General features: G+C 70.9%; 19 protein-coding genes. 11 read left to right on the top strand and 8 right to left on the bottom strand.

Features of this window, described 5'->3' with window-relative positions:
* Positions 1–541: 541 nt before the first annotated feature.
* Both ACFM35_RS03960 and nudC read right to left on the bottom strand, forming a co-directional pair.
* On the bottom strand, positions 542–2,374 hold the full coding sequence (locus ACFM35_RS03960) for an ATP-dependent helicase (RefSeq protein WP_378838575.1): 1,833 nt from the start codon (positions 2,372–2,374) through the stop codon (positions 542–544).
* Complete coding sequence (gene nudC / locus ACFM35_RS03955) at positions 2,371–3,279, bottom strand: NAD(+) diphosphatase (protein ID WP_378838573.1); 909 nt, start codon at positions 3,277–3,279, stop codon at positions 2,371–2,373. The genes ACFM35_RS03960 and nudC overlap by 4 nt, the downstream gene beginning before the upstream one ends.
* A 94-nt stretch (positions 3,280–3,373) precedes the next feature.
* Between nudC and ACFM35_RS03950 the strand changes: the two genes are divergently transcribed.
* Positions 3,374–4,768 (top strand): phosphotransferase, encoded by a 1,395-nt coding sequence (locus ACFM35_RS03950; protein WP_378838570.1) that lies wholly within the window; start codon positions 3,374–3,376, stop codon positions 4,766–4,768.
* Positions 4,769–4,792: 24 nt separating this feature from the next.
* On the opposite strand, the gene ACFM35_RS03945 is transcribed toward ACFM35_RS03950, so the two are convergent.
* The gene (locus ACFM35_RS03945) at positions 4,793–8,173 is read right to left on the bottom strand and encodes an ATP-dependent helicase (protein ID WP_378838568.1); all 3,381 of its coding nucleotides are present in this window, start codon (positions 8,171–8,173) and stop codon (positions 4,793–4,795) included.
* Positions 8,170–11,301: an ATP-dependent helicase gene (locus ACFM35_RS03940; RefSeq protein WP_378838565.1), complete on the bottom strand. Its 3,132-nt coding sequence runs from the start codon at positions 11,299–11,301 to the stop codon at positions 8,170–8,172. The genes ACFM35_RS03945 and ACFM35_RS03940 overlap by 4 nt, the downstream gene beginning before the upstream one ends.
* A 184-nt stretch (positions 11,302–11,485) precedes the next feature.
* Between ACFM35_RS03940 and ACFM35_RS03935 the strand changes: the two genes are divergently transcribed.
* Entirely contained in the window at positions 11,486–11,707 is a 222-nt protein-coding gene (locus ACFM35_RS03935) for a DUF3107 domain-containing protein (protein WP_378838562.1), read from the top strand.
* Between the two features lie 3 nt (positions 11,708–11,710).
* Positions 11,711–12,001: a hypothetical protein gene (locus ACFM35_RS03930; protein ID WP_378838560.1), complete on the top strand. Its 291-nt coding sequence runs from the start codon at positions 11,711–11,713 to the stop codon at positions 11,999–12,001.
* On the opposite strand, the gene ACFM35_RS03925 is transcribed toward ACFM35_RS03930, so the two are convergent.
* Complete coding sequence (locus tag ACFM35_RS03925) at positions 12,002–12,715, bottom strand: ferritin-like fold-containing protein (RefSeq protein WP_378838558.1); 714 nt, start codon at positions 12,713–12,715, stop codon at positions 12,002–12,004.
* A 212-nt stretch (positions 12,716–12,927) separates the two neighbouring features.
* Between ACFM35_RS03925 and ACFM35_RS03920 the strand changes: the two genes are divergently transcribed.
* Together ACFM35_RS03920 and ACFM35_RS03915 are read left to right on the top strand one after the other, a co-directional pair.
* Positions 12,928–14,403: a DEAD/DEAH box helicase gene (locus ACFM35_RS03920; protein WP_378838555.1), complete on the top strand. Its 1,476-nt coding sequence runs from the start codon at positions 12,928–12,930 to the stop codon at positions 14,401–14,403.
* A gap of 105 nt (positions 14,404–14,508) precedes the next feature.
* Positions 14,509–14,931, top strand: coding sequence for an SHOCT domain-containing protein (locus ACFM35_RS03915; RefSeq protein WP_378838553.1), 423 nt, complete (start codon positions 14,509–14,511; stop codon positions 14,929–14,931).
* A 32-nt stretch (positions 14,932–14,963) separates the two neighbouring features.
* On the opposite strand, the gene ACFM35_RS03910 is transcribed toward ACFM35_RS03915, so the two are convergent.
* Entirely contained in the window at positions 14,964–15,827 is an 864-nt protein-coding gene (locus ACFM35_RS03910) for a PHP domain-containing protein (RefSeq protein ID WP_378838552.1), read from the bottom strand.
* A 102-nt stretch (positions 15,828–15,929) separates the two neighbouring features.
* On the opposite strand from ACFM35_RS03910, the gene ACFM35_RS03905 reads away from it, so the two are divergent.
* The 3 genes from ACFM35_RS03905 to ACFM35_RS03895 all read left to right on the top strand — a co-directional run bounded on the left by ACFM35_RS03905 (position 15,930) and on the right by ACFM35_RS03895 (position 20,241).
* On the top strand, positions 15,930–16,949 hold the full coding sequence (locus ACFM35_RS03905) for an endonuclease/exonuclease/phosphatase family protein (RefSeq protein WP_378838550.1): 1,020 nt from the start codon (positions 15,930–15,932) through the stop codon (positions 16,947–16,949).
* Between the two features lie 45 nt (positions 16,950–16,994).
* Positions 16,995–18,428 (top strand): aminopeptidase P family protein, encoded by a 1,434-nt coding sequence (locus ACFM35_RS03900; RefSeq protein ID WP_378838549.1) that lies wholly within the window; start codon positions 16,995–16,997, stop codon positions 18,426–18,428.
* Positions 18,429–18,492: 64 nt separating this feature from the next.
* Complete coding sequence (locus tag ACFM35_RS03895) at positions 18,493–20,241, top strand: gamma-glutamyltransferase family protein (RefSeq protein ID WP_378838548.1); 1,749 nt, start codon at positions 18,493–18,495, stop codon at positions 20,239–20,241.
* A gap of 11 nt (positions 20,242–20,252) precedes the next feature.
* Here ACFM35_RS03895 and ACFM35_RS03890 read toward each other — a convergent pair whose 3' ends face one another.
* Entirely contained in the window at positions 20,253–20,927 is a 675-nt protein-coding gene (locus ACFM35_RS03890; RefSeq protein ID WP_378838545.1) for an alpha/beta hydrolase family protein, read from the bottom strand.
* Between the two features lie 8 nt (positions 20,928–20,935).
* A complete protein-coding gene (locus ACFM35_RS03885) occupies positions 20,936–21,745 on the bottom strand; it encodes a YflT domain-containing protein (protein ID WP_378838542.1) in 810 nt (269 codons plus the stop codon).
* Between the two features lie 122 nt (positions 21,746–21,867).
* Between ACFM35_RS03885 and ACFM35_RS03880 the strand changes: the two genes are divergently transcribed.
* Genes ACFM35_RS03880 through ACFM35_RS03870 form a run of 3 tightly spaced genes read left to right on the top strand, consistent with a single transcriptional unit; the run spans position 21,868 to position 24,883 of the window.
* Entirely contained in the window at positions 21,868–23,160 is a 1,293-nt protein-coding gene (locus ACFM35_RS03880) for a magnesium transporter MgtE N-terminal domain-containing protein (protein ID WP_378838540.1), read from the top strand.
* Positions 23,160–23,735, top strand: a complete 576-nt coding sequence (locus ACFM35_RS03875; protein ID WP_378838538.1) for a DUF1003 domain-containing protein — start codon at positions 23,160–23,162, stop codon at positions 23,733–23,735. The genes ACFM35_RS03880 and ACFM35_RS03875 overlap by 1 nt, the downstream gene beginning before the upstream one ends.
* Positions 23,732–24,883 carry an Mrp/NBP35 family ATP-binding protein gene (locus ACFM35_RS03870; RefSeq protein WP_378838535.1) on the top strand — a complete coding sequence of 384 codons (1,152 nt, stop codon included), beginning with the start codon at positions 23,732–23,734 and terminating at the stop codon, positions 24,881–24,883. Before ACFM35_RS03875 ends, ACFM35_RS03870 begins: the two co-directional genes overlap by 4 nt.
* Positions 24,884–24,888: the final 5 nt, after the last annotated feature.

The following is a 24,888-nucleotide window of genomic DNA, read 5'->3' as shown; positions in this document are numbered from 1 at the left end:
CACGAGCTCACGCGCGGCGTGCCCGACATCGCCTTCGCCGGCATGGCGAGGTCGTTCGGCGCAGCCGCTCCCGACATTCCCGCATTCCTGGCGGAGCTGCGCCCCGCGCTGGTGTCGACGACCCTCGCCGCGCGGTCGCAGAACGTGCGCGTCGATGTCTCCGACGCGTTCCCCGCTCGGGCGGCCGCGCAGATCGCCGCGGCCGTCGGCGGCGACACGACCCGGCCCGCCGGCCCGAGCGGCACGGAAGAGGTCGCAACCGCTGTCGTCCTCGTCGGGCACCACGTCATCGAGCCGCGGCGCGGGGCGGCCCTCCTGAGCGCAGACGTCCCGCACATCCCCGTGCTGTTCACGGCCGGGCGCGTCGACGTCGGGCCGCTCGTCGTCCCGGGCGAGACCGCATGTCTGGCGTGCATCGACGAGCACCGCACCGACGTGGATCCCGCGTGGCCGATGATCGCCGCGCAGCTGATCGGTCGCGATCCCGCACCGATCAGCGATGCCCTCGCGTGCGAGGCGGGCCTGGTCGCCGCGCGCCTGATCAGCGCGGCTCGTGATGCGGGGCCCGCTTCCCGGTCGGTGCGCCTGCACGACGACTACGCTCGGCGGTGGTGGCGCGTGCATCGCCCGCACGAAGCGTGCCGCTGCCGATCTCTTGCACGAAGCGCGACACGGTCCGCTCCCGATGCCCCGACGTCCGCGCCCACGACAGGGACAGCGTCCGCTCGGCTCGCGTGATGCCGACGTAGGCGAGTCGGCGCTCCTCATCGATCTGCTCGAAAGTGGTCGCGTATGAAATCGGCAACAGTCCTTCCGCGAGCCCGACCAGGTGGACGTGAGGCCATTCGAGGCCTTTGGCGGCGTGCAGCGTCGACAGTGTCACGGTGCGCAGGGCGGGCTCGTGCTGCGCTTTGGCGCGGGCCTGCAGGTCGTCGGTGAACACCCGCAGGGTGGTCCCCGCGGGCGACTCCTCCGCGAGCCTCCGCAGCGCGGCGCGCGCCTCCCACGCGTCGCGCAGGGGGCCGCCCGCCGCGGGCGGCTCGTCGGTCATGCCGAGCGACCGCAGTACATCGCGCACGGCGTCGACCAGGGTTCCTTCCTGCGTCGCGACAGACGCGCCACGCAGAGCCATGACCGCCTGACGCACCTCCGGGATGTCGAAGAAGCGCTTGCCGCCCAGCACCGTCGTCGGGATGCCTCGGTCCGAGAGTGCGCGCAGCAGCTCCGCCGACTGCGCATGGGAGCGGTAGAGGACGGCGATCCCGCGCGGGTCGACGTCCGTCCGCAGCGCCGCCGCGATCGCGGCGGCTGTGCCGCGCGCCTCGGCCTGATCGTCGTCGTACGCGGTGACCGTCGGAACAGCGTCGCCCGCGGGAGACGGAACCACGGCACCGGAGGCATCGACAAGTGCTGCCCCGGCGGCTGCGTCATCGGCCACGTCCGACCTCACCGGTGGGTGCAGGGCCAGTGCCCCCGCCCGGTCGCGCATGAGCGCGTTCGCCACAGCCAGGATCGCGGCATCCGACCGGTAATTGGTCTCCAGACGGACGACGCGCGCGTCGTCGTGGCGCTGCTCGAACTCGAGCAGAAAACGAGCCTCGGCGCCGGCGAACGAGTAGATGGTCTGACTCGCGTCACCCACGACGCACAGGTCGCGACGTCCGCCGAGCCAGAGCTCGAGCAGTCGGTGCTGCAGAGGGGACACATCCTGGAACTCGTCGATCGTGAAGTGTCGGTACTGCTCGTGCACGGACTGAGCGACGCGCGGTTCGCTCTCGATCATCCCCGCGCACGCGAGCAGCACGTCCTCGAAGTCCAACTGCCGCCGCTCATCCTTCAGCTTCTCGTAGGCGCGCATGAGATCCGCGACGCGTGAGATGTCGTAGCGCCCCACCCCGTCGGGCCGGTCGCGCGCATACGCCTCGACGCTGCGCATCGTGACCTTGCGCCACTCGATCGCGCCGGCCATCTCGCGAAGAGTCGCCGTGTCGGGCTCCATCCCGATGCCGTCGGCCGCATGGGCGAGCACGCGCACCTTGTTGTCGATGATGGTCGGAGCCGAATCGCCCGCGACCGTCGGCCAGAAGTAGTTCAGCTGCGACAGCGCCGCCGCGTGGAAGGTCCGGGCCGAGACGCCCTGCACGCCGAGCGCACGAAGTCGCCCGCGCATCTCGCCCGCGGCTTTCGCCGTGAACGTGACGGCCATGACCCGACCGGGCGAATAGGCGCCCGTGTCGACACCGTGCGCGATCCGATGGGTGATCACGCGCGTCTTGCCCGTACCCGCGCCCGCCAGCACGAGCAGCGGACCGCGCAGGGTGGTCACCGCCTCGCGCTGCATCTCGTCGAGACCGTGGAGAGGGTCTTGCGTCATCGGGCGCTCGCGTGCCATTCCTCGATCAGTCGCCGCGAGATCGACGCGGGTCCGGGCAGCAGCAGCTCGCCCTCCCCCGCAAGAGCCTCGCCGATCTGCGAGGCGGTGAACCAGCGGACGTCGACGATCTCGTCGCCGTCGGGACGCGCGGCGTCGTCGTCCGCGGCGATGGCGTGAAAGCCCAGCATCAGCGAACGGGGGTACGGCCAGGCCTGCGATCCGCTGTACCGGATGTCGCGCAGGGCGACCCCGGCCTCTTCGTACACTTCACGCGCGACCGTGGACTCCAGCGATTCGCCTGCCTCCGCGAAACCGGCGAAGCAGGAGAAACGATTCGCCCCCCACATCGCGTTCGAACCGAGCAGGAGGCGCGATGGCTGCTGCGCGCTGGCGACGGCGACGATGACGGCGGGATCGGTGCGCGGGAAGTGCTCGCGACCGCACGACGGGCAGTGCCGGGCCCAGCCCGCCTGTCGCTGTTCCGTGTGTGCGCCGCACGCCGGGCAGAACGGTGCGTCCAGCAGCCAGCGACCCAGACTGAGAGCTTCCACGAAGAGCGCCGACTCCCCCGGTGCCAGCCCGCCGCCGACGGCACGCAGCGCCCCCCACCCCCCGATCGGCTCGACGGGGGCGGCGTCGTCGCGCGCGAAGACGGACGTCAGTACGGCGGTCCCGTCGCCCTCGCGTCCGAGGAACGCCCATTCCCCACCGTCGGCCACGTCATCAGGGGCGAAGAACTGGAGCGCGTCATCCGCGCCCAACGGAGCGGCGTCGCCGTGCAGCACCAGAACCCTCGTGGCGGCATCCGCTCGGAGGGCATCGACCAGTCCGTCGACCGTCCGCTCGTCGGCGGCGCGATCGAAGGCGGTGGGCAGGACGGGAGGGTTCGAGCGGGCAGGCGCCATCGGAGAGACCTTTCTACGACGTTCGCCATGCCGGGCGTGGCCATGCCGGGCGTGGCGCGAGGCTCCACCGACATGCCAGACCTACCCTGGGCTCATGGCACGATCTCCTCTCACTCTAGCCGCGTCGGTCGCCTCGGCTCTGCCCCAGGCCGGGGTCATCGGGGTCGGCGCGCTGACCGAGGGGGCAGCCGGGCGCTACGACTCCGCGGTCGCCCAACTCGACGACGGACGGCGGGTCGTCGTGCGCACCCCGACCGACCCCGCCGACTCGTCGGAGCTCGCCGCCGAGGCGAGAGCGCTGAAAGCGCTCACTCCGGGCGTGCGCGGACTGCTCCCGTTCCGGGCGCCTGAGCTGCTCGGCGAATCCGGTATCGGCGGCGCCCCCACGGTGGTCGTGGACTTCCTGCCCGGCTACCGGGTCGATGCCGCACATGTGCCCGCGGGCCGTGGGGCGGCCACCTCGATCGGCGAGGCCCTCGCCGCGCTGCACGCACTCCCCTTGTCGATCGTCCGCACCGAGGGACTCCCGGTACGCACGCCTCAGCAGATCCGCGACGACGTGAACCGACTCCTCGACCGCGTCGAGCACACACGCCGAGCCCCCGCAGAGCTGGTCGCCCGCTGGCGGCGGGCGGTGGAGGCCGATGCGCTGTGGCGTTTCGAGTCTGCGGTCGTCCTCGGCGGCGCGGGTGCGGCATCGTTCCTGTTCGAAGACGCCGACGGCACGCCGACGGTCACGGGGGTCCTGGAATGGCACGGTCTCTCGGTCGGCGACCCGGCCACCGATCTGCAGTGGCTGGCCTCCGCGCCCAACGCGGCTGACGACGTCTACCGGGCGTACGCCGCGCACAGCCGGCGGGCACCGGACGGTCTGGTGCGCGAACGCGCGAGGTTCTACGCGGAGCTCGAGTTCGCCAACTGGCTCGTGCACGGCTTCGACGCTGGCAGTGAGGACGTCGTCGGCGATGCGGTCGATCTTCTCACCGCCCTGGCGACGGGTCTGCAGGGTGAAGACCTCATCTCGGACGCGTCGCTCGACGTGGATGACGCGATCGCGCTGCTGGGCCGGGTGCCGGATGCCTCGACAGCGGCTGTGGACACCTCCATGCAGACCGATGCCTACGATCCGGCCATGCTTTCGCTCTTCATCGCGGAAGCGGACGCGGGTTCCGATCCGGACGTGCGGCGCGAGGACGACGGCGCCGAGCAGGGAGCGGCATCGCCCGTTCCCCTCGTGGTCCCGGCTCCCGCGGAATCGTCCGCGAGCGGGACCCGCGTCGCCGACGACGTGTCCACCGCACCGATCGACATCGCGGCCCTCCTCCAGGACACCGCCCCGCTCGGCGAGAGCCTGGGCGGTGGAAGCGACGGATCGCGACCCGGTCAGGACGTCGGTCAGGATTCCCTGCGCTCGACGGACGACCATCAGGCCGCCGCTGATCGGTCGGCCGAGGCAGCGCTGCGCCGCTGGACGCAGGACGAGAAGTAGCCTGCACCCGCCACCGGCCGCGGTTCACCCCCGGAGGACCACGTCCGCGGCGACGTAGTAGAGGGCGACGTCGATACGATCCATCGGCACTCCGCGCCCGAGATGATAGGCGCGGCGGTACAGCTCGAGCTGCAGCATCCGCTCCTGGCGCTCCGTGTCGTTCGCCGGCGGCCTGCCGGTCTTCCAATCGACGATCTCGATGCGACCATCGCGGTCGTCGCGCCGGTAGACGGCATCGAGCTTGCAGATGACGACATGCGCGGTTCCGTCGAGCCCGGTGTCGGTGAAATCGATCTCGGTCTCGACCTCGAGGGGCTGTAGACGCGCCCACTCGGACCTCTCGAAGTTCTGCTGCAGGCGCTCGAGGTCCGCCGCATCCTCCGACGTGCCCGTGCTGCCCGGCTGCTCCTCGTCGCTCTCCCACAGCGCATCATCCAGCGACCCCCGCGTTCCCACGGAACCCGAGCGCGTCTCGACCCACGCATGGAACAGCGTGCCCAGGCGCGTCTGTCGATACGGGCGCTCGGGCAGGGGGCGCGCGATGCGTGCCACCGTGCCCGCGTAATCCGTCACGAACTCCTTGTACCGCGACGCCGGGATCCGCGTCGGAGCCGTCCGCCCACCCGGTGCACGTCGGGCCTCGCGCTCTGCGAGCAGAAGCGCGAGATCGGCCTCGGGCTCCACGCGCGGTGCTCCACCCGCGGCGCGGACGACGGCGGCAGCATACTCCACCCTCTCCCGTCGGCCCCCGAGCGGGTCGATCGGCCACTCCAGCACGCGCCGTTCTCCGAGGTAGGGGTTCTCTCCCGCGTCATCGACAGGCAGATCCACCTCCAGCGCTGTCGCCATCTCGTCGAAGAACGCGCTGCGCTCGCGCGGCCGCTTGGTTCCCGACCACGTCGCACCGGTCAGGAGGAGATGGTCACGCGCCCGGGTGACCGCGACATAGGCGAGGCGCCGGTCCTCGTCGAGCTGCCGGGAACGATTGGCCTCGACGAAATCGTCGAGCGCGCCCTTCAGATCCTGCTGGGTGGGCGCGCGGTGCCGCTCCCACGCGAAGACGGGAAGCCAGGGCGCGTCGCCGCGGAAAGCGTAGGGAAGCACGCCGAACGCGAGCCAGCCCTTCGTGTCGCGTGCGGCGCTGGGCAGTTCGTCCTTGACGAGTCGAACGACGGCGACGGCATCCCACTCCAGTCCTTTCGAGCCGTGGATCGTCAGGAGCTGAACGACGTCGTCTTCGGGCGGCTCGGTGCGCGGGGCGAATTCGTCGAGCATCTCGGCGTGGTCGAGCCAGGCGAGCAGACTCGAGAGGGACCCGGATTCGTCCGCCGCCAGGAAGGCATGCAGCTCGTCGACGAATGCGCGCAACTGCGACGACGCGATGCGGGCGGGCCCCCGCGACTCGTTGGCGGCGAGCTCGACATCGAGCCGCAGCTCGCGCTCGATCACCCGCACGAGATCGGGAATCGGCATCCCGGCCGCCTGTCGGAGCGCGGCGAACACCGAACCGGCCTCGCTCAGCCGATCGCGCGCTTCGGCCGTGAACTCGGCGAGCCAACCGTGATCGGACGGGTGCCGGAGCACGAAGTCGAGCGCGTCGACCAGCGAACCCTGTTCCTCACCCGCCCCCGCGCGGATGCGCTCCGACACCTCGGGGGTGAGCGGCTGCAGTGCCGCATCGTGTCGAGCGATGCGTCTGCTCAGCTGCGCCAGCGCCCGCAGGTCGGCGAGTCCGATGCTCCAGCGGGGGCCCGCGAGCAGGCGGATGAGCGCCGAGCCGGCCGACGGGTCCGAGATCACGCGCAGCGCCGAGACGACATCGACCACTTCGGGGGTCGACAGCAGCCCGCCCAGTCCGAGGATGCGGTGCGGGATGCCGCGCTGACCGAGGGCGTCACCGAAGCGCAGCATGTGCTTCTTGCTGCGGAACAGCACCGCGCCGGTCGTGGGGCGACCGTCGCGCGCGCGCTCGGCGCGCACCCGTTCGAACCATTCGGCGACCCGGCCGGCCTCGGTGTCGAGGTCGGAGTCGAACCCGAGCTCCACCCGCCCGAGGGGAGCGCCCGGGCGCGCACGCAGCTCCTGCACCGCGACCGGTGATCGCGGTGCCAGCGGGGCCAGCACCGCGTTCGCGGCCGCCAGCACTCCTTCGCTGTTTCGCCAGCTCGTCAGCAGGGAGTACGAGGCGGAGCGGATGCCGGGGCTGAAGGCCGCCGCGAAGCCGCCGAGGTTTCCCGCGCTCGCACCGCGCCACCCGTAGATCGCCTGGTGCGGGTCTCCGACTGCCATGACGGCCGTGCCACCGAAGAGCGCCGCGAGCAGGTCGGTCTGGACGACCGAAGTGTCCTGGTATTCGTCGAGCAGCACCACTCGGTACCGCTGTCGGAGCTCCTCGGCGACGGCCGGGTGACTCTGCACGATCTGCGTCGCACCGGCGACCTGGTCGGAGAAGTCCAGCACACCGAGTCGGCGCTTCTCGGCGGCGTACGCACGGGCGAGATCGGTGAGCAGCGACAGTGCCGAGACCGACACCTCGATCTTCTTGACGTCTGCGTACACGGTGGTGCGCTTGTTCGTCGACGGCCGCTCGAGCACATCTCGGAAGCGTTCGGGGAACCCGCTCAGGTCGTCGAGGTCGACCAGGTTGTCCACCGCGTCCCTGGCGATGCGCAGCGCACCGTCGATGATGCTCCGCACCGCCTCCTCGCGGGTATCGAGGCGCTCGTCGTCCGACGCGAACACGACGCGGCGCATGAGGAGCCACGCCGCCGACTCCGAGAGGATCGCCGCTTCGGGGTCCCATCCGATCCGGACGGCGTGTTCGCGGACGATCGCGTCGGCGAAGCTGTTGTAGGTCGACACCGTGGGCCGGTGCAGAAGCGCGTCATCGCCTTCCGGCGGTGGGACGGTTCGTGTCCGGGGTACCCCATCGGGGTCGCCGGTCAGGACGACCCGCGTGCTCAACTCCGACAGGGCTGCCACGCGCTCGCCGTCGCCCGCGCCTTCGCGCTCGAGGCGCCCGAAGACCTCGAGGGCACCCTGCGCGTGCAGCTCGGGTAGAGCGCTCAGCAGTCCGCGTCGCTCGAACTCCGACAGTCGCGCGAGTCGACGGTGGATGCGCTCGGCGAGCTCGCCCGCGGCTTTCCGTGTGAACGTGAGCCCGAGCACCTCGTCGCGGCGGACGATGCCGTTCGCGATGAGCCAGACGACGCGCGCCGCCATCGTCTCGGTCTTGCCGCTGCCCGCGCCGGCGACCACGAGAGCGGGTTCGAGAGGAGCTTCGATGACCGCGGTCTGCTCGCTCGTGGGGGGGAATTGCCCGAGTGCCGCGGCGATGACGGCGGCCGACAGCGGTGCCACGGGCGCAACGGTCGCGACGTCGCCGCGGGAGGATGACGTGCTCATGAGGCGCTCACCGCAGCGATCGTGTGGATGCGGCACAGTCCGTACGAGTGCTCGTCGCGACAGTGCTCCTCGTAGGGCGCGCGGAACGTGCTGCCGCGCATGACGCCGACGGCGTCTTCGATGCGACCGAGGAACGCCTCGCGCCGCTCCTCGTCGAACGGAGGCTGTGTGGGAGTGACATAGTCCTTGCCGACCGCGGACGGTCGGAGTACCAGCAGCATGGCGCCGCCGGCCGGTCGACCACTCGCCTCGGGGATCGCACCCGACTCGAAAGCCAGCTGGTATGCCGCCAGTTGCGGGTTGTCGAGCACTTTCGCATCAGTCTGCGGCTCGTGCTTCCCCGTCTTCAGGTCCATGATCACGACGGTGCCCTGCGGAGTCAGCTCCACCCGGTCGATGTAGCCCGACAGGATCACGCCGTGCGCGAACTCCTCGGAGTCGCCCACCGGCAGCGCGACCTCGAAATGCGGCTCGGCGCCGATGAGCTCCCCGCCGTCCCGCTCGAAGCGGTGCAGGTACAGATGCAGCCGGCGCACCAGGTCGCGGGCACGTGCCTGTTCGGCCCGATCGCGCCACCCCGCCTCGAACGACAGCTCACCCCAGCGCTCCTGCACGAGCGCCCAGAGCTCTGCCTCGCTCGCTCCGTCGGAGTGCTCGAGCGCCGCGTGGATGATCGTGCCGATCCCGGCGGTCGTCCCGCCGGGGTCACCGCCGAGATCGCCGATCACCCAGTTCAGCTCGCACTCCTCGAGGGTGTGCAGCCGTGACGGCGACACGCGCACGTCCTCGCGCGCGAGGTCGCGCAGCGGCGCCGTCGAGGTCGGTGCGGCGATGCCGTACCACTGCTCCGGCGCGGCGCCCTCCACCCGCGCATCGGCGAGCAGGGCGAGCTGCCCGGGCGCACGCAGTCGGGCCCGCGGCGAAGCCTGCGGATCGGTCAGCGCCCGGCGATGCGACGCCACGAGTCCGCGTAGCGAGAGCGGATGCTCCATCGCCCGCGTAGCCGGCTCCGGAGTGGGCAGGAACTCGAAGAACACGCTCGGACCGGTGTCGTCATCGTCCACGGCCGTCACGACGAGCTGATCGGTGGCGCGTGAGACGGCCCGGGCGAAAAGTCTCAGCTCGTCGTGCATCGCGGCGCGTCGACGGTCCAGGATGCCGGGGCCCGCGGCATCCGCTCGCCCCCCACCCCCTGCGGCCGGGAGGCTCGCCGCGTCCGCGAGCCGCCACGTGTCGAGCAGACCGCCGCGCAGGCGGGTGTTCGGCCAGACGCCCTCCTGTACGCCGGCGACGATCACCGTGTCGAATTCGGTTCCGAGCGCCCCCGCCGGCGTCAGGACGCGGACGGTGTCTTCGGGAGGGGCCGCCGCCAGGCGGTCCTCGGCGACATCGCTGCCGAGCAGCCCGCGGACGAAGACGCGCACGTCGGCGTCCAGGCCCCGCTCGACGAAGCGTTTGGCCGATTCGAACAGCGCGACGACCGCGTCGAGGTCGCGGTTCGCCTGCTCTGCCAGTGGGCCATGGCCACGGGCGGTCTCGGCCCACGCCTTCTCGAGGCGGCTGTTCTCCCACGCCGTCCAGAGAAGCTCGTGCACCGTGCCCCCGCGCCCATGCTCGGCACGCAGCATTCCGAGCGTCGTGGCCACGCGGGCGGCACGTCGAGCTTCGCGGGTGTCGATGAGCTCGAACTCCAGCGGACGCAGCATCGCGGAGGCCAGCAGCTCGCGACCCGGTCGCTTGCCTCCCGCCGCGAGCTCGGTGTGGCGGAGGGCGGTTCGCAGACGCCGCAGCTCGATCGGGTCGAGCCCTCCACAGACGCCCAGGAGCGCGTCCGTGAGTTCGTCGGGAGCCCACGTGTCGGCGTCGCGCGTGGCGAGTTCGACCAGCTGCAGCAGGTCGCGCGCCGGTCGCAGCGCGCCGAGAGACCGCCCCGGTCCGCTCGCCCGCGCCGGCACCTCCCGGGCGACCAGCTCCGCCTCGAGCGCCGCGACCTGGCGGGTGTCGTGCGCGATGACGGCGCAGCGGCTCCACGGGACGCCGTCGTGGATGTGCCGCTCACGCAGCAGGCGGGCCACCGCGTCGTACTCCTCCGACGCGGAGCGCAGCGTGAAGGCGCGCACGGTGTCGTCGGTGGCCGCGCCGGAGGGCGCCCGCCGGTGCGAGACCACCCCCACCGCTCCGATGCGCGCCGTCACCTCGCGGAGCACATCGTTCTGGGCGACCGTCCCGCGGTGCGACGCACGCAGCACGACCGCCTCGCCGAGCGACCGCGCCAATCGGGCGAAGTTCTCGGGGGTCGCCCCACGGAACGCCCCCGCACCCACGTCGGGGTCGCCGAACGCGAGCACAGCCACCCCCCGGGCCGCACATGCCTCGAGGAGCTCGACCCCGCCCAACGTCAGCTCCTGAGCGTCGTCCACGAGGAGCACGCGGGTGCGAGCGAACGCCCCCAGCGCCGGAGCGGGGCCGGGCGGGGCGAGCCGGACCAGCCCCACGGCCTCGCGGACGAGACCGGCCGCATCGCGATGAGCCCCGCGCATGTCGGCCCGCACGTCGAGGTACTCGCGGAAGAAGGACGACAGCGCCGTCCACGCGCGCACGTCCGTGCGCTCGCCGAGCGCGCGCAGCCGGTCGGGCGAGATGCCCAGGTCGGTGCATTCCGCCAGAAAGGTGCGGACATCGGTGCGGAACCCTCTCGTCGAGCGGATGCCCGACCCGAGCCATTCCGGCCATCGGGAGAGGCCACGCGACTCGTCGTCGGCATCGCCCGCGAGGAGGTCCTCGATGATCTGGTCCTCGTCGCCGCCCGTGAGCAGCTGCGGCGGCTCCTCCCCCGCGTGGACAGCCGCACCCCGCACGAGCTGGAAGGCGAACGACGCGACCGACCGGGCGAGCGGACCGCTGGTCGCCGTCCCGACGGCCAGGGCGAGACGGTCGCGCAGCGCGGTGGCGGTCTGACGGGATGGAGTGAGCACCATGAGCGTGTCGACGTCGACTCCTGCTTGCACGAGAGACGCGACGCGGGCGACGAGTGCGGTCGTCTTGCCGGAGCCGGGAGCCCCGACGACGACCCCGGATGCCTCGACCGGAAGACGCGCGACGGCGTGTTGCGCGGCATCCTCCCTCATGTCATCCACGCTATCCCGCGCCGCCGACACCGCCGGCAGCCGCGGGCGCGCACGCCCGATCGGGCGTTCGCCCAGAGCGAGCGCGCTCCGGCCTGGTGCGTTCCACCCGTGTCGTAGAGTTGCCATGCGCCGGGAGATCCGGCTCGTCGGGGAGGCGCCCCGACACAGAAAGGCAGTAACTTCCGTGGAGATCCGCATCGGCATCACGAACACCGGCCGCGAGCTCAGCTTCGAGACGAGCGAGTCCGCAGACGACGTCAAGAAGTCGGTGGCCGCCGCTCTGGACGCGGCCGCGACGCACGTCACGTTCGCCGACACGAAGGGCAACTCCTACATCGTGCCCACCGCCGGCCTCGCGTACGTCGAGCTCGGGACGGAAGAGTCCCGCCGCATCGGCTTCGCCTGACCCATGGACATCCTGCTCGCCTTCATCGTGGGCGGTGTCCTCGGGATCGCTGCGCATTACCTGGCTCCCCACCGCCCCACCCGGGGCACCGTCCTCGGCCCGGTGGTCGGCGCGGTCGTGGGCGGTGCCGTGTGGCTCGCCTTCACGTGGGCGGGCGCGACGACGGCCGATCCGTGGATCTGGCTCGTCTCGTTCGTCGCACCCCTCGCCGTGACGTGGCCGTCGCTCGCACTGCTCGGCCGTCGGCGCGTCGCGCATGACGCACAGGAGCGGATCCGGCTCAAGATCGCCTGATCAGGCGGCGAGGCCCATCCCGTCCATCCGGCGGGAGTGTGCGCCCATGAGCTCGGTGAAGACCGGCTCCACCTTCTTCTCCTCCGCGGCACCGAGGGAGGACGGGCGGAGGGCGGCGCGTGCGATGAGCAGGGTGTCACCGACCAGGCGCCGGCCCCACAGCGCCAGCAGCGAGCGCCACTCCTCGTCGCTCTCGATCGTGGCGGCGATGATGTCGACGATCGCCTGGCGGTCGTCATCGCCGCGGAGGATTCCGGCGACACGGTCGCCCGTCTCGCCGTAGCTGGCGGAGAGCGCCAGATAGAAGTCGTCGAGCATGCCCGCGGTGATGTGGACCGAGAGCATCGTCTCCTGTGGCCGCACACCGTGCGTTGCGCGGCGGAAGGCATCCAACGGTTCACGGAAGGGCAGCATCAGCGCGGTCGGATCGTCGCCGCGGGCGCGGATGAGCGCAACGAGCGCCTCGTGCTTCGTCAGGGCGGCTCCCGCCGCCCGGGACAGCGCCTCCTTCTGCCCGAGCTCGGGCGTGGAGGCGATCAGCTCGCTCAGCGTCTCGACGTACCCCAGCTGGAGATAGGCGGCCTGACCGAGGAACGTGTCGACGTCGGGCGCGAGCTCCTCGAAGTCGACGCGGGTGGCGTCGCTGAGCTCGCCGCGGGACCGCAGGTGCAGGACGCGACCCTCCGGTCGCCGCTGCCAGAACCACTTCACCACGACGTCTCCTGCACGTCGACAGCCTAACCGGCGGCGCTCCGCGGCCCCGGCATCCGCGCCCTGCCGTCATCGACACCGGCCGGCTGCCCGGTCTCCGGTATCCTTGAGCAGTCCCCGGCGTCGGATCGGGGGCCCCGCGCCTGCGGATGAGTGAAGGGCGTGGACTCTCCCTCCCACCCGGCGGCATCTCTCCGCCAGACAGGCATAACATCGTGACGACCTTCGCCGAACTCGGCGTCGACCAGGACATCGTCGATGTCCTCGCAGCGAAGGGCATCGTGGATGCCTTCCCGATTCAGGAGCAGACGATTCCGCTGGGGCTCCCCGGCCAGGACATCATCGGCCAGGCCAAGACCGGAACCGGCAAGACGTTCGGCTTCGGCATCCCCGTCGTGCAGCGCCTCGGCCCCGACCCCGAGCACGGGGTGAAGGCCCTCATCGTGGTGCCGACCCGTGAGCTGTGCGTGCAGGTCTACGAAGACATCGACATGCTCACCGCCGGGCGATCGACCAGTGTGGTGGCCATCTACGGTGGCAAGGCCTACGAGGGTCAGATCGAGCAGCTCAAGGCCGGAGCGCAGATCGTCGTCGGCACGCCCGGTCGTCTCATCGACCTCAGCAACCAGCGACTGCTCGATCTGTCGCACGCGACCGAGGTCGTCCTGGACGAGGCCGACAAGATGCTCGATCTCGGATTCCTCCCCGACATCGAGAAGATCTTCCAGAAGGTCCCCGCGATCCGTCACACGCAGCTGTTCTCGGCGACGATGCCCGGGCCGATCGTCGCGATGGCGCGCCGGTTCATGACCAACCCGATCCACATCCGCGCGACCGACCCCGACGAAGGCCTCACCCAGGCCAACATCAAGCACCTCGTCTACCGGGCGCACTCGCTCGACAAGGACGAGGTCATCGCACGCATCCTCCAGTCCGAGGGCCGGGGCAAGACGGTGGTCTTCACGCGGACGAAGCGTGCGGCTCAGCGGCTGTCGGACGAGCTCGGCGACCGCGGATTCAACACCGCCTCGGTGCACGGTGACATGAGCCAGGAGGCGCGCGAGCGCTCGATGGCCGCGTTCAAGGCCGGCAAGAAGGACGTGCTGATCGCGACCGACGTCGCGGCGCGTGGCATCGACGTCGACGACGTCACCCATGTGATCAACCACACGATCCCCGATGACGAGAAGACCTATCTGCACCGTGCCGGCCGCACCGGGCGCGCCGGCAAGACGGGCATCGCGGTGACGTTCGTGGACTGGGACGACCTGCACAAGTGGGCGCTCATCAACCGTGCCCTCGAGTTCGGTCAGCCCGAGCCCGTCGAGACGTACTCCTCGAGCCCGCACCTCTTCGAAGACCTCGACATCCCCGCCGGCACGAAGGGTCGCCTCACGACGGCACCGCGCACGCAGACGATCAAGACGACGACGGATGCCGCGGCCACCGCCGACCGTTCGTCGCGCTCTCGTCGTGGTGGACGCTCCGGCGGCGGTTCGTCGCCCGCGCAGGCTGCGGAGCGCGCTGCGGCTCCGGAAGTGCCGACCGAGCACGGCGGAAACGACGGCGCAGACGGCACCGGCACCCACGACGGAGGGGGCAAGGAGCACCACGACGGCAATGCGGCACCCCGTCGTCGTCGTCGGCGGCGCGCACCCCGCACCGGCGGCGCCCCCGCAGGCACCCCGTGACGGTCAGCGCGTCGCCGGAAACATCCTGACACCGGAGCCGACCGAGGGATACAGTGATGCCGACGCCGTCGGCGTCTACCTCGTCATCTCTCGAAAGGCACACACGTGCGATTCATCGACGCGGCCGTTGAGTACAACGGCTTCTGGGGCTCCCTCGGGGACATCATCTGGTGGTTCCTCGCGGTCTTCATCTTCTTCTCCTACCTGATGGTGCTGTTCTCGATCATCGGCGACCTGTTCCGCGACCACACGCTCGGTGGCGGCGCGAAGGCGCTCTGGATCGTCTTCCTCCTCCTGTTCACGTGGCTTGCGGCGCTGATCTACCTCATCGTCCGCGGCAAGGGCATGGGAGAGCGCAGCGCCGAGCAGGCGCGCCACTACCAGGCCGCGCAGGCGGACTACATCCAGTCGGTCGCCGGAACGAGCAAGAGCCCGTCCGAAGAGATCGCGAAGGCCAAGGATCTGCTCGACGCCGGCACGATCACCGCGGCCGAGTACGACAAGATCAAGGCCAAAGCCCTCAGCTGAGAGCCCGACCGCCGCGGAAGCGCCCTCGTCCCCTACGGGTAGACGGGGGCGTTTCCCGTGGCGCGATCGATGATCCGGGCGACCATCTCGTCGCTCGTGGTGTTCTCACCCGGGACGTTGGGTTTTCCCAAGCCGTGATAATCGCTCGATCCCGTCGTGATGAGGTCGTGCTCGGCGACGATGCGGCGGAGCGTGCGGACGCCGGCCGTCAGATTCTCGCGGTGCTCGGTCTCGAATCCGGCGAGCCCTGCGTCCAGCAACCGCGTCATCAAGGGCATCGGCAGCAGACCGGCCCGCCCCGCGGGGTGGGCGATGATCGGTACACCGCCGGCACCGACGACGAGGCTCACCGCCACGACGGGGTCGGGGGCGTAGAGAGCCACGTAGTAGTCGCCGCCGGGGCTCAAGATGTCGGAGAACGCCTCCGTGCGGTCCTGCACGTGGCCTTTCGCGATCAACGCATCGGCGATGTGCGGACGTCCGACCGTCGCGTCGACCTCGGTCTGCGCCAGGACGTCGTCCCAGTCCAGGTCGTAGTCGTGCGAGATGCGGTCCACCATCACGCGCGCGCGCTCCATGCGCGACGACCGGATGCGATCGGTCATCGCCCGCAGCTTCGACTCGTCCGGATCGAACAGATAGGCCAGGACGTGGACGCTCCGCCACTCGTGCCGCGCCGACAACTCCATCCCGGGGAGGAACGTCATTCCGAGCGATGTGGCGGCGTCGGCCGCTTCCGCCCATCCGGAGGTCGTGTCATGATCGGTGAGCGCCAGCGTCCGGAGGCCTTGGCGGTGGGCGGCGGCGACCACGAGAGCCGCCGATTCCGTGCCGTCCGAGTGCACCGAATGCAGGTGCAGATCGCTCGGTCCATGGAATCGCCGCGTCACCTGCACGCTTCGACAGTAGCGCGGACGCGGCACCATCAGCTCGAAACGCAGCGTCCGGGCATCCTCCGCGTGCCGCGATCTCTCAGGCAGCTGACATAGATTTGCGACGTGTTGCGCATGCTGGGGATCCTCTTCACCGTGCTGTGCGCCGTCGCCGCGGCGATCCTCACCTGGCCGCAGTTCTTCCGCCTCGAGCGCACGTTCCCGATCGCGCAGATCGTGTCCTTCCGCGCCGTCGTCGCGCTCGCGTTCGCCGCGGCACTCGTCCTCCTGCTGCTGCTCGCGATCGCCCGGCCGCTGCGGGCTCTGGCGCTGTCCCTCGCACTGATCGCGCTGGTGGCCGGTGGCGTGAACGCGGCGATCCTCGTCACGCGCGGACTCGGAGCGGACGCACTGCCCGCCAAGACCGACGCCAGCGTGCGCGTGATGACGTGGAACACCGCGGGCTCGGCGACATCCCCCGACGCCGTCGCGAAGATCGCGGTGGCGATGGATGCCGACATCGTGACGCTGCCCGAGACCACGATCGAGACCGGGGAGCAGGTCGCCCTCGCGATGCGCGACCTCGGTCACCGCATGTGGGCGTTCCACGCCGAGTACGGTACGGATGGGTGGGATGCACGGTCCACGACCCTCCTCATCTCGCCCGACCTCGGCGACTACGCCGTGATCCAGTCCTCTGCGGACGGCACCAGCAACACCTCCACCGTTCCCAGCGCCGTCGCGATGCCGACGGACGGCGACGGTCCGATCGTCGTCGCCGCGCATGCCGTGGCCCCGCGCCAGAGCTACATGCAGCACTGGCGCGACGACATGCAGTGGCTGGCCGACCAGTGCGCTGACGCGAACGTCATCATGGCGGGCGACTTCAACGCGACGCTCGATCACATGGCGGGATTCGGTCAGGACGGGGGCACGCTCGGGCACTGCCACGACGCCGCCGCCGAGACCGGCAACGGCGCGGTCGGCACGTGGTCGACCGACGTCCCCGCCCTGCTGGGCGCGCCCATCGACCACGTGATGGCATCGGACGGCTGGAAGGCCACCGGATCGGTCGTGCTGCGGTCACTCGACGGGTCGGGAAGCGATCACCGTCCCCTGATCGTGCAGCTCGAGCCCGTCGGCTGACGCGAGGCCCTGCGCGCCGCGGCGAGTACCTGCGAGACTGGAGGCATGAGCACGACAGCCGACAGCGACACCATCGCGCAGGACGTTTCCGCCGCAGACGCATCGAAGGAGAGTGCACCGACCAACCGTCGACAGCCCTTCCCCCGCGGTTTCCTCGAGACGATCTCGACGGGATGGGCCGAGCGGCCCGAATCCACGCCGACCGCGCGGGCGCAGGCCGCGTATGCGGCGGACCGCCGCGCGATCCTGTCCGCGGCGTTCCCGGGCATGCGGCTGGTGATCCCCGCCGGCGACGCCCACGTCCGCAGCAACGACACCGACTACCCGTTCCGGGCGCACTCGGCGTTCGCCCACCTGACCGGATGGGCAGCGGATTCCGAGCCCGGCGCGGTGCTGGTCTTCGAGCCCACGGATGGCGGTCACGACGTCGTCCTGCACTTCCGTGAGCGCGCGGACCGCACGACCGCGGAGTTCTACGCCGATGCATCCGTCGGCGAATTCTGGATCGGTCCCCGTCCATCGCTCGCGGGCGTCGCTGCCGACCTCGCGCTGACGACGGCGCACGTGGACACCTTCGAGTCGCGCAGCACCGATCTCGTCGTGGGCGAGGATGACGACCTCACGCGAGCCGTCTCGGAGCTGCGACTCGTCAAGGACGAGTACGAGATCGAGCAGATGCGGCTCGCCGTCGAGGTCACGGCTCGCGGATTCGACGACATCGTCGCCGATCTGCCGAAGATCATCGAGCACCCACGCGGGGAGCGCATCGTCGAGGGCGTGTTCCACCTCCGCGCCCGCTCCGAGGGCAATTGGGAGGGCTACGACACGATCGCGGCATCCGGACCGCACGCGTGCTATCTGCATTGGACCCGCAACGACGGCGCGGTCGTCCCGGGCGATCTCATCCTGGTCGACGCGGGGGTCGAGGTCGACAGCCTGTACACGGCCGACATCACCCGCACGATCCCTGTCAGCGGCACCTTCTCGCCCACGCAGCGGCGCGTCTACGAGACGGTGCGCGAAGCGGCGGACGCGGCTTTCGCCGTCGCCCGCCCGGGTGTCACGTTCCGTTCCGTGCACGAAGAGGCCATGCGGGTCATCGCGACGAGGGTCGCCGAATGGGGCCTGCTCCCGGTCACCGCGGAAGAGGCGCTGGACGCCGACGCGGGTGGCCAGCATCGTCGCTACATGGTGCACGGGACCAGCCACCACCTCGGAATCGACGTGCACGACTGTGCGCAGGCGCGCCGCGAGATGTACTACGACGGCATCCTCGAAGCCGGCATGGTGTTCACCATCGAGCCCGGGCTGTACTTCCAGATCGACGACCTGACGGTGCCGGAGGAGTTCCGCGGAATCGGCGTCCGCATCGAGGACGACATCCTGCTGACCACCGACGGTCCGGTGAACCTGTCGGCATCGATTCCGCGGACGGCCGACGAGGTCGAGGAGTGGGTTCGGCGGCTGAACGCCCGCTGACGTGGCGACCTTTACGCCACCGCCCGCCTTCACCACCCGACCGACCCTCACGGGGACGTTCGGGATGGCCGCCTCCACGCACTGGCTCGCCACGGCGACCGCGCAGTCCGTGCTGGAACGAGGAGGCAATGCGTTCGATGCCGTTGCGGCGGGCGGCTTCGTGCTCCACGTCGTGGAGCCGCACCTCAACGGCCCCGGCGGCGACCTGGTCGGGATCTTCGCGACCGCTTCCGAGCCGGGCGTGCCCGTGGTGCTCGTCGGGCAGGGGCCCGCGCCGGCGGCCGCGACGATCGAGCACTTCGGGCTCGAGGGTCTCGACCTGGTCCCCGGAGCCGGCGGCCTCGCTGCGGCGGTGCCGGGCGCGGTCGACGCGTGGCTGACCCTGCTGCGCGACCACGGCACGTGGGAGATCGCCGAGGTGCTGGGCTACGCGATCGGCTACGCCCGGGACGGGCACCCTCTGCTTCCGCAAGCGGCAGCGACGATCGCGCGAGTGGCGGCGCTCTTCACCGACCACTGGCCCACGTCCGCCGAGCTGTGGATGCCGGACGGGGAGCTGCCCGCAGCAGGTTCACTCCACCGCAACCCCGCCTACGCCGACGTGCTGGGGGACCTCGTCGCGGCCGGTGCCGGTGCGCATGACCGCGCCGGACGCATCGACGCAGCGCTGCACGAGTGGCGTCACGGCCGCGTCGCGCACGACGCTTCCGCGTTCCTGGCCCCTCCTCACCGCCACTCGGACGGAGCCGATCATGCCGGACTCATCCGGTCCAGCGATTTCGAGGCGTTCGCCGCGTCGTACGAATCCGCCGTCGCCGTCGAGTTCCGCGGCCACACGGTGGCGAAGGCGGGCCCGTGGACGCAGGGTCCGGCGCTCCTGCAGGCTCTCCGCATCCTGGAGGGCTACGCCGACACCGAGCTCGACCCGTCGACCGAGCGCGGCGCGCACCTGCTGCTCGAAGCGCTCGGGCTCGCGCTCGCCGACCGCGACGCCTACTACGGCGACCCCTCTCCGCATCGGCCCGTCGTGCCGATCGACGACCTGCTCTCCCCCGCCTACGCCGCTCAGAGACGCGGTCTGATCGGTGAGAGGGTGTCAGAGGGGTGGAGCCCGGGAGTCGTGGATGGGGTGCCGCCGTTCCGCCCGCCCCTGCGTGCCGACGGCGCAGGGGAGGCCGACCTCAGCGCGGTGGGAGAGCCGACCATCGCACGCACAGGCGACACCCGAGGCGACACCTGTCACATCGACGTCGTCGACCGCTGGGGGAACATCGTGGCCGTCACGCCCTCGGGCGGGTGGTTGCAGTCCTCGCCCACGATCCCGACGCTGGGCTTCTGCCTCGGCACCCGTCTGCAGATGACCTGGCTCGATCCCGAATCACCCTCGGCGCTGATGCCCGGTCGTCGCCCGCGGACCACCCTGACTCCGACGCTGGTGCTGCGCGACGGCCGCGCGATGATGGCCATCGGCACACCCGGGGGCGATCAGCAGGAGCAGTGGCAGCTCGCTGCCTTACTTCGCATGCTCGCCGGCGGGTACACGCCCCAGCAGGCGATCGACGCCCCTGCGCTGCACTCGACGGCGCTCATCGACTCGTTCTGGCCGCGGGCGTTCGCGCCCGCCGGCGCGGTGGTCGAGGACCGCCTCGGCGACGACCTCATCGAAGGACTGCGGCGACGCGGCCACGTCGTCACGCGGGCGGGCGAGTGGATGCTGGGCCGCCTGTCGGCTGTCGGCATCGATCATGTTCGGGGGACGCTGTGGGCGGCCGCAAACCCGCGTGGTGCGCAGGGATACGCCTCCGGCCGCTGAGCGTCCAGCGGTCAGGGCATCAGGAACTGCGCGACGAGCGGCGCCAGGTCTGCGCCGATCGCGTCGGCCGCCCGCCGGCGACCCGCCACCTCGAACGAATGGCCGCCGCCCTCGACCCACTCGATGCGAGCCGATGGGCACGATGCGACGGCAACCTCGAGCTGTTCGTGCGGATCGACGAACGGGTCCTTGGTACCCGACAGGAACAGCTGAGGCATCGGGATCGAGGGAAGGTGGGCGGCACGCAGCTTCGCCGGATCCCCGGGGGGATGCAGGGGGTAGCCGAGGTACACGAGTCCGGCCGGCGTGATGGCACCCTCGGCCGCGGCCATCGAAGCCATCCGTCCGCCGTACGACTTCCCCATCGCCCACACCGGCAGGTCGGTCACGGTTCCGGCGAACGCGAAGGCGGCCACCCACGTCGCGATCGCGTGAGCGGCCGGTCCGGGCATCCGTCTCCCGGCCTCTCGATAGGGGAAGTTGATCCGCACCGTCGACACGTGCGCGTCCCGCAGCCCGTCTGCGAGGCCGCGCAGGAACGGGTGGTCGTAGGCGGCACCCGCGCCGGGTGCGATGACCGCCAGGGCTCGTGCATCGGCGGCGACCGTGACGGCCGCCGACACGTCGACCGAGGCCCCCGACGGAAGCGCCACCACGAGGCGCTGCTCCCCCTCGGACGAGGACACGTGCGGTGCTACTCGGGACGCGACGGCTGCGCGACGAACGACGCCGGCTGAGCGCCGGGCGGCGCGGGCTCCGGCTCGGGGATGGGCGAAGGCTCCGGGGATGCCGGCGGTGCGACCGACCGCGGCGGAACGGGCTCCCCCGCAGGCTCGGGCGACAGCGGAGGTGTGGCCGAGCTCGGGGGCTCGGGAGCCACCGGGGCGCCGGGCGAGACCACGGGCTCATCCGTGGGCGGCGTCGGCGTCGTCGGCGGGAGCCGCTCTCCGTACTGCGGCGGATCGGCGGACGCGGGGCCATCGTCGGCCGGTACCGGCGCCGTCGCCGGGGCGGGCGCCGGGGGCGCCGTCGGAAGATGCGTGCCGAGCACCTGACGCGCGCGGTGGATGCTCGAGTCGCTGACCGTCACTTCGTAGCGGTCGGCGACGACCTGCATCACGGAAGCGAAGTCCCGACGGCGGCGCACGATCGAGTACGTCACGATGCTGAGCAGCATCCCGATCGCGATGCCGACGAAGAGCACGCCGACGAAGGCCTGGATGGGAACCGAGGGCGACCCCAGCACGAAGATCGCCGAGAAGACGAGCCCGAGGAGAAGCCCGTTGATGGCTCCGGACCGGGCCGCGGTGGCGTAGCCGAGCTTGCCGGTGACCCGCTCGATGGAGCGCAGACCCTGACCGACGATTGCGATGTCGCGGGCGGGTACCTCTCCCGAGATGAGGGTCGAGACGGCCTTCTGCGCGGCTTCGTACTGCGCGAAACTGGCCACGACCTGTCCGACGTCCTCGCGTCCCGCAGGGATCCTGCCGCCCATCATGCTCATGCCTGCATTCTCGCATGGGCTCCTCGGCGTTCCCTCGACGCCGGTCGTGGGGCGGCTCCGGCCGGTTGCGGCGACGACGCGGACGCGCCGGTCGGACGGGACGAGCGGGCTACGCTGGACGCATGAGCACGCAGAGGGTTTTCGTCGCGCGCCTGACCGGGTGCACGGTCTTCGACCCGGCCGGCGACCGTCTGGGCAAGGTCCGTGACGTCGTCGTCATCTACCGCCGAGACGATCCTCCGCGCGTGATCGGTCTGCTCGTCGAGATCCCCGGCCGGCGGCGCGTCTTCCTGTCGATCAATCGCGTCTCGTCCATCGCGACCGGACAGGTCATCAGCACCGGCCTGATCAACGTGCGGCGCTTCGAACAGCGGGGCGGCGAAGTGCGCGTCATGGCCGAGCTGCTGGGCCGCCGGGTCTACCTCTCCGACGGGTCGGGACACGCGGTCATCGAAGACGTCGCCATCGAGCGCAACCGACTCGGCGAGTGGGATGTCGGTCAGCTGTTCCTCCGCCGACCGAAGACCAGCGCATCGCCGTTCGCGAAAGGCACCACGACGTTCGCCAACTGGTCCGACGTCCGCGAGCAGCAGCTCCCCGGTGAGGCGCAGTCCGCCGAGCAGCTCGTGGCGAGCTATTCGGAGCTCAAGGCCGCCGACCTCGCCAACACCCTCCTCGACCTGCCCGAAGAGCGCATGCTCGAGGTGGCGGAGGAGTTGTCCGACGAGCGTCTCGCCGACGCACTCGAGGAGATGCCCGAGGACGATCAGGTGCACATCCTCGAACAGCTCGGCGACGAGCGCGCGGCCGATATCCTCGACGCGATGGAGCCGGATGACGCGGCCGACGTCCTTGCGCAGCTTCCGGAGGGGCGACTCGAGCAGCTCCTGGACCTGATGGAGCCCGACGAGGCCGACGACGTGCGTGCGCTGCTGAAGTACGGACCGGACACGGCCGGCGGATTGATGACGCCCGAGCCCATCGTCCTCTCGGCCGACGCGACCGTCGCAGAGGCCCTCGCCCTGATCCGTCGCCATGAGCTGCACCCGGCACTTGCGGCATCCGTCTTCGTGACCCTCCCGCCCTACGAGACCCCGACCGGTCGCTTCCTCGGCACCGTGCACTTCCAGCGGATGCTGCGGTATCCGCCGCACGAGCGTCTGGGTGCCATCATCGACGACACGCTCGACCCGCTCCCCGCGAACGCGTCGGCCGCCGATGTGGCACGCGACCTCGCCAGCTACAACCTCGTGTCGCTTCCGGTCGTGGACCCCGCCCACCGCCTGGTCGGGGCCGTCAGCGTCGACGACGTCCTCGACTATCTGCTGCCGGACGACTGGCGCTCGCACAACGACGATGACCGCGCGGCCGGCCCGGCGGTCACTCCCGCTCCCATCCTTCCGAGGAGGCGCTGATGGCCCGCGGCTCTCGCCCCGTGTCGCTCGACGCCCCGCGGGGGCGCTCCGGCATCATCAGTCGCAACCCTCAGCCGTCGCGCGATCGCTTCGGGCGCTTCTCGGAGTCGTTCGCGCGCGGGATGGGGACCTCCGGGTTCCTGATCGGCATGACGATCTTCGTGGTCGTGTGGCTGATGTGGAACTCGCTGATGCCGGTCGCGTGGCAGTTCGACCCTCGCGCGACGAACTTCACCCTGCTGACCCTGATCCTGTCGTTGCAGGCCTCGTATGCCGCGCCCCTGATCCTGCTCGCGCAGAACCGGCAGGACGACCGCGACCGGGTGCAGATCGAGCAGGATCGTCAGCGCGCGGAACGCAACCTCGCCGACACCGAATACCTGGCACGCGAGATCGTCGCACTGCGGATGGCGCTCACCGAGGTCACCTCTGAGGTCGTCACGAAGGACACCCTGCGCCACGAGCTGAAGGCGCTCCTCGAGCAGCTGGACACCCGCCTCAGTCCTGACGACGGCGGGGACGGGGCCGACGCCCGCGGCACGTCGTTCGACCAGCCGGTCGAACGACGTCCATGACGCTCGACATCTCCGCCACCGTCCTGCGCAGCGTGGGCGCGGTCATCGACCCGGAGCTGCGCCGGCCGCTGTCAGAACTCGACATGGTCCGGGGGGCGGTCGTGGAGGACGGCGTCGCCCGCGTCGGGATCGCCCTCACGATCGTCGGATGCCCCGCAGCGTCCCGCATCGAAACCGAGGTGCGCGCGGCCGCGGCGTCTGTCGTCGGCGTCGACCGGGTCGACCTCACCATCGGGGTCATGTCGCCCGACGAGCGACGTGCCCTCACCGAGAAGCTCCGCGGCGGTCGCGCCGCTCGCGAGATGCCGTTCGGCCCCACCTCGCTCACGCGGGTCATCGCGGTGACGAGCGGGAAAGGCGGCGTGGGCAAGTCGACGGTCACGGCCAACCTCGCCGTGGCCCTCGCCCGGCGCGGACTCGCCGTCGGACTCATCGACGCGGACGTCCACGGCTTCTCGATCCCCGGACTGCTCGGACTCGTGGGTCCGGACGGGCTGGCGCCGGTTCCGACGCGCATCGACGACCTGATGCTCCCACCGGTCGCGTACGGCGTGAAGACGATCTCGATCGGCATGTTCCTGCGCCGCGACGCGGACGCACCATTGGGTGCCGTCGCATGGCGCGGTCCCATGCTCCACCGCACCGTTTCGCAGTTCCTCACCGACGTCTACTTCGGCGATCTCGATGTGCTGCTGCTGGACATGCCGCCCGGGACGGGCGATGTGGCGATCTCGGTCGGCCAGCTCCTCCCCCACGCCGATGTCCTCGTCGTCACGACACCGCAATCCGCCGCCTCCGACGTCGCCGTCCGGAGCGGACTCGTGGCCCGCCAGACGGGGCAACGTGTGGTGGGAGTGGTCGAGAACATGGCGCCGATGACCCTTCCCGACGGGACCACGCTCGATCTGTTCGGATCAGGCGGAGGCGAAGAGGTGGCCGTGGCGCTGTCCACGGACGACTTCGCGGTGCCCCTGCTCGCGTCGATTCCGCTCAGCCCGGCGCTGCGGATCGACGCGGATGCCGGCATCCCGGTCGTCATCGCCCACCCCGACGACCCGTCGGCCGCCGCGATCACCGAGGTCGCGGCATCCCTCGCCGCCGAACCCCGCGGCCTCGCTCGGCGTCCGCTGCCGGTGCGACCACGCTGACCGGA

It is taken from the genome of Microbacterium songi (assembly GCF_042747925.1).
Lineage (GTDB): Bacteria > Actinomycetota > Actinomycetes > Actinomycetales > Microbacteriaceae > Microbacterium.
The sequence above is the reverse complement of the archived record's forward strand: the minus strand, read 5'-3'. Positions and strand labels throughout refer to the sequence as shown.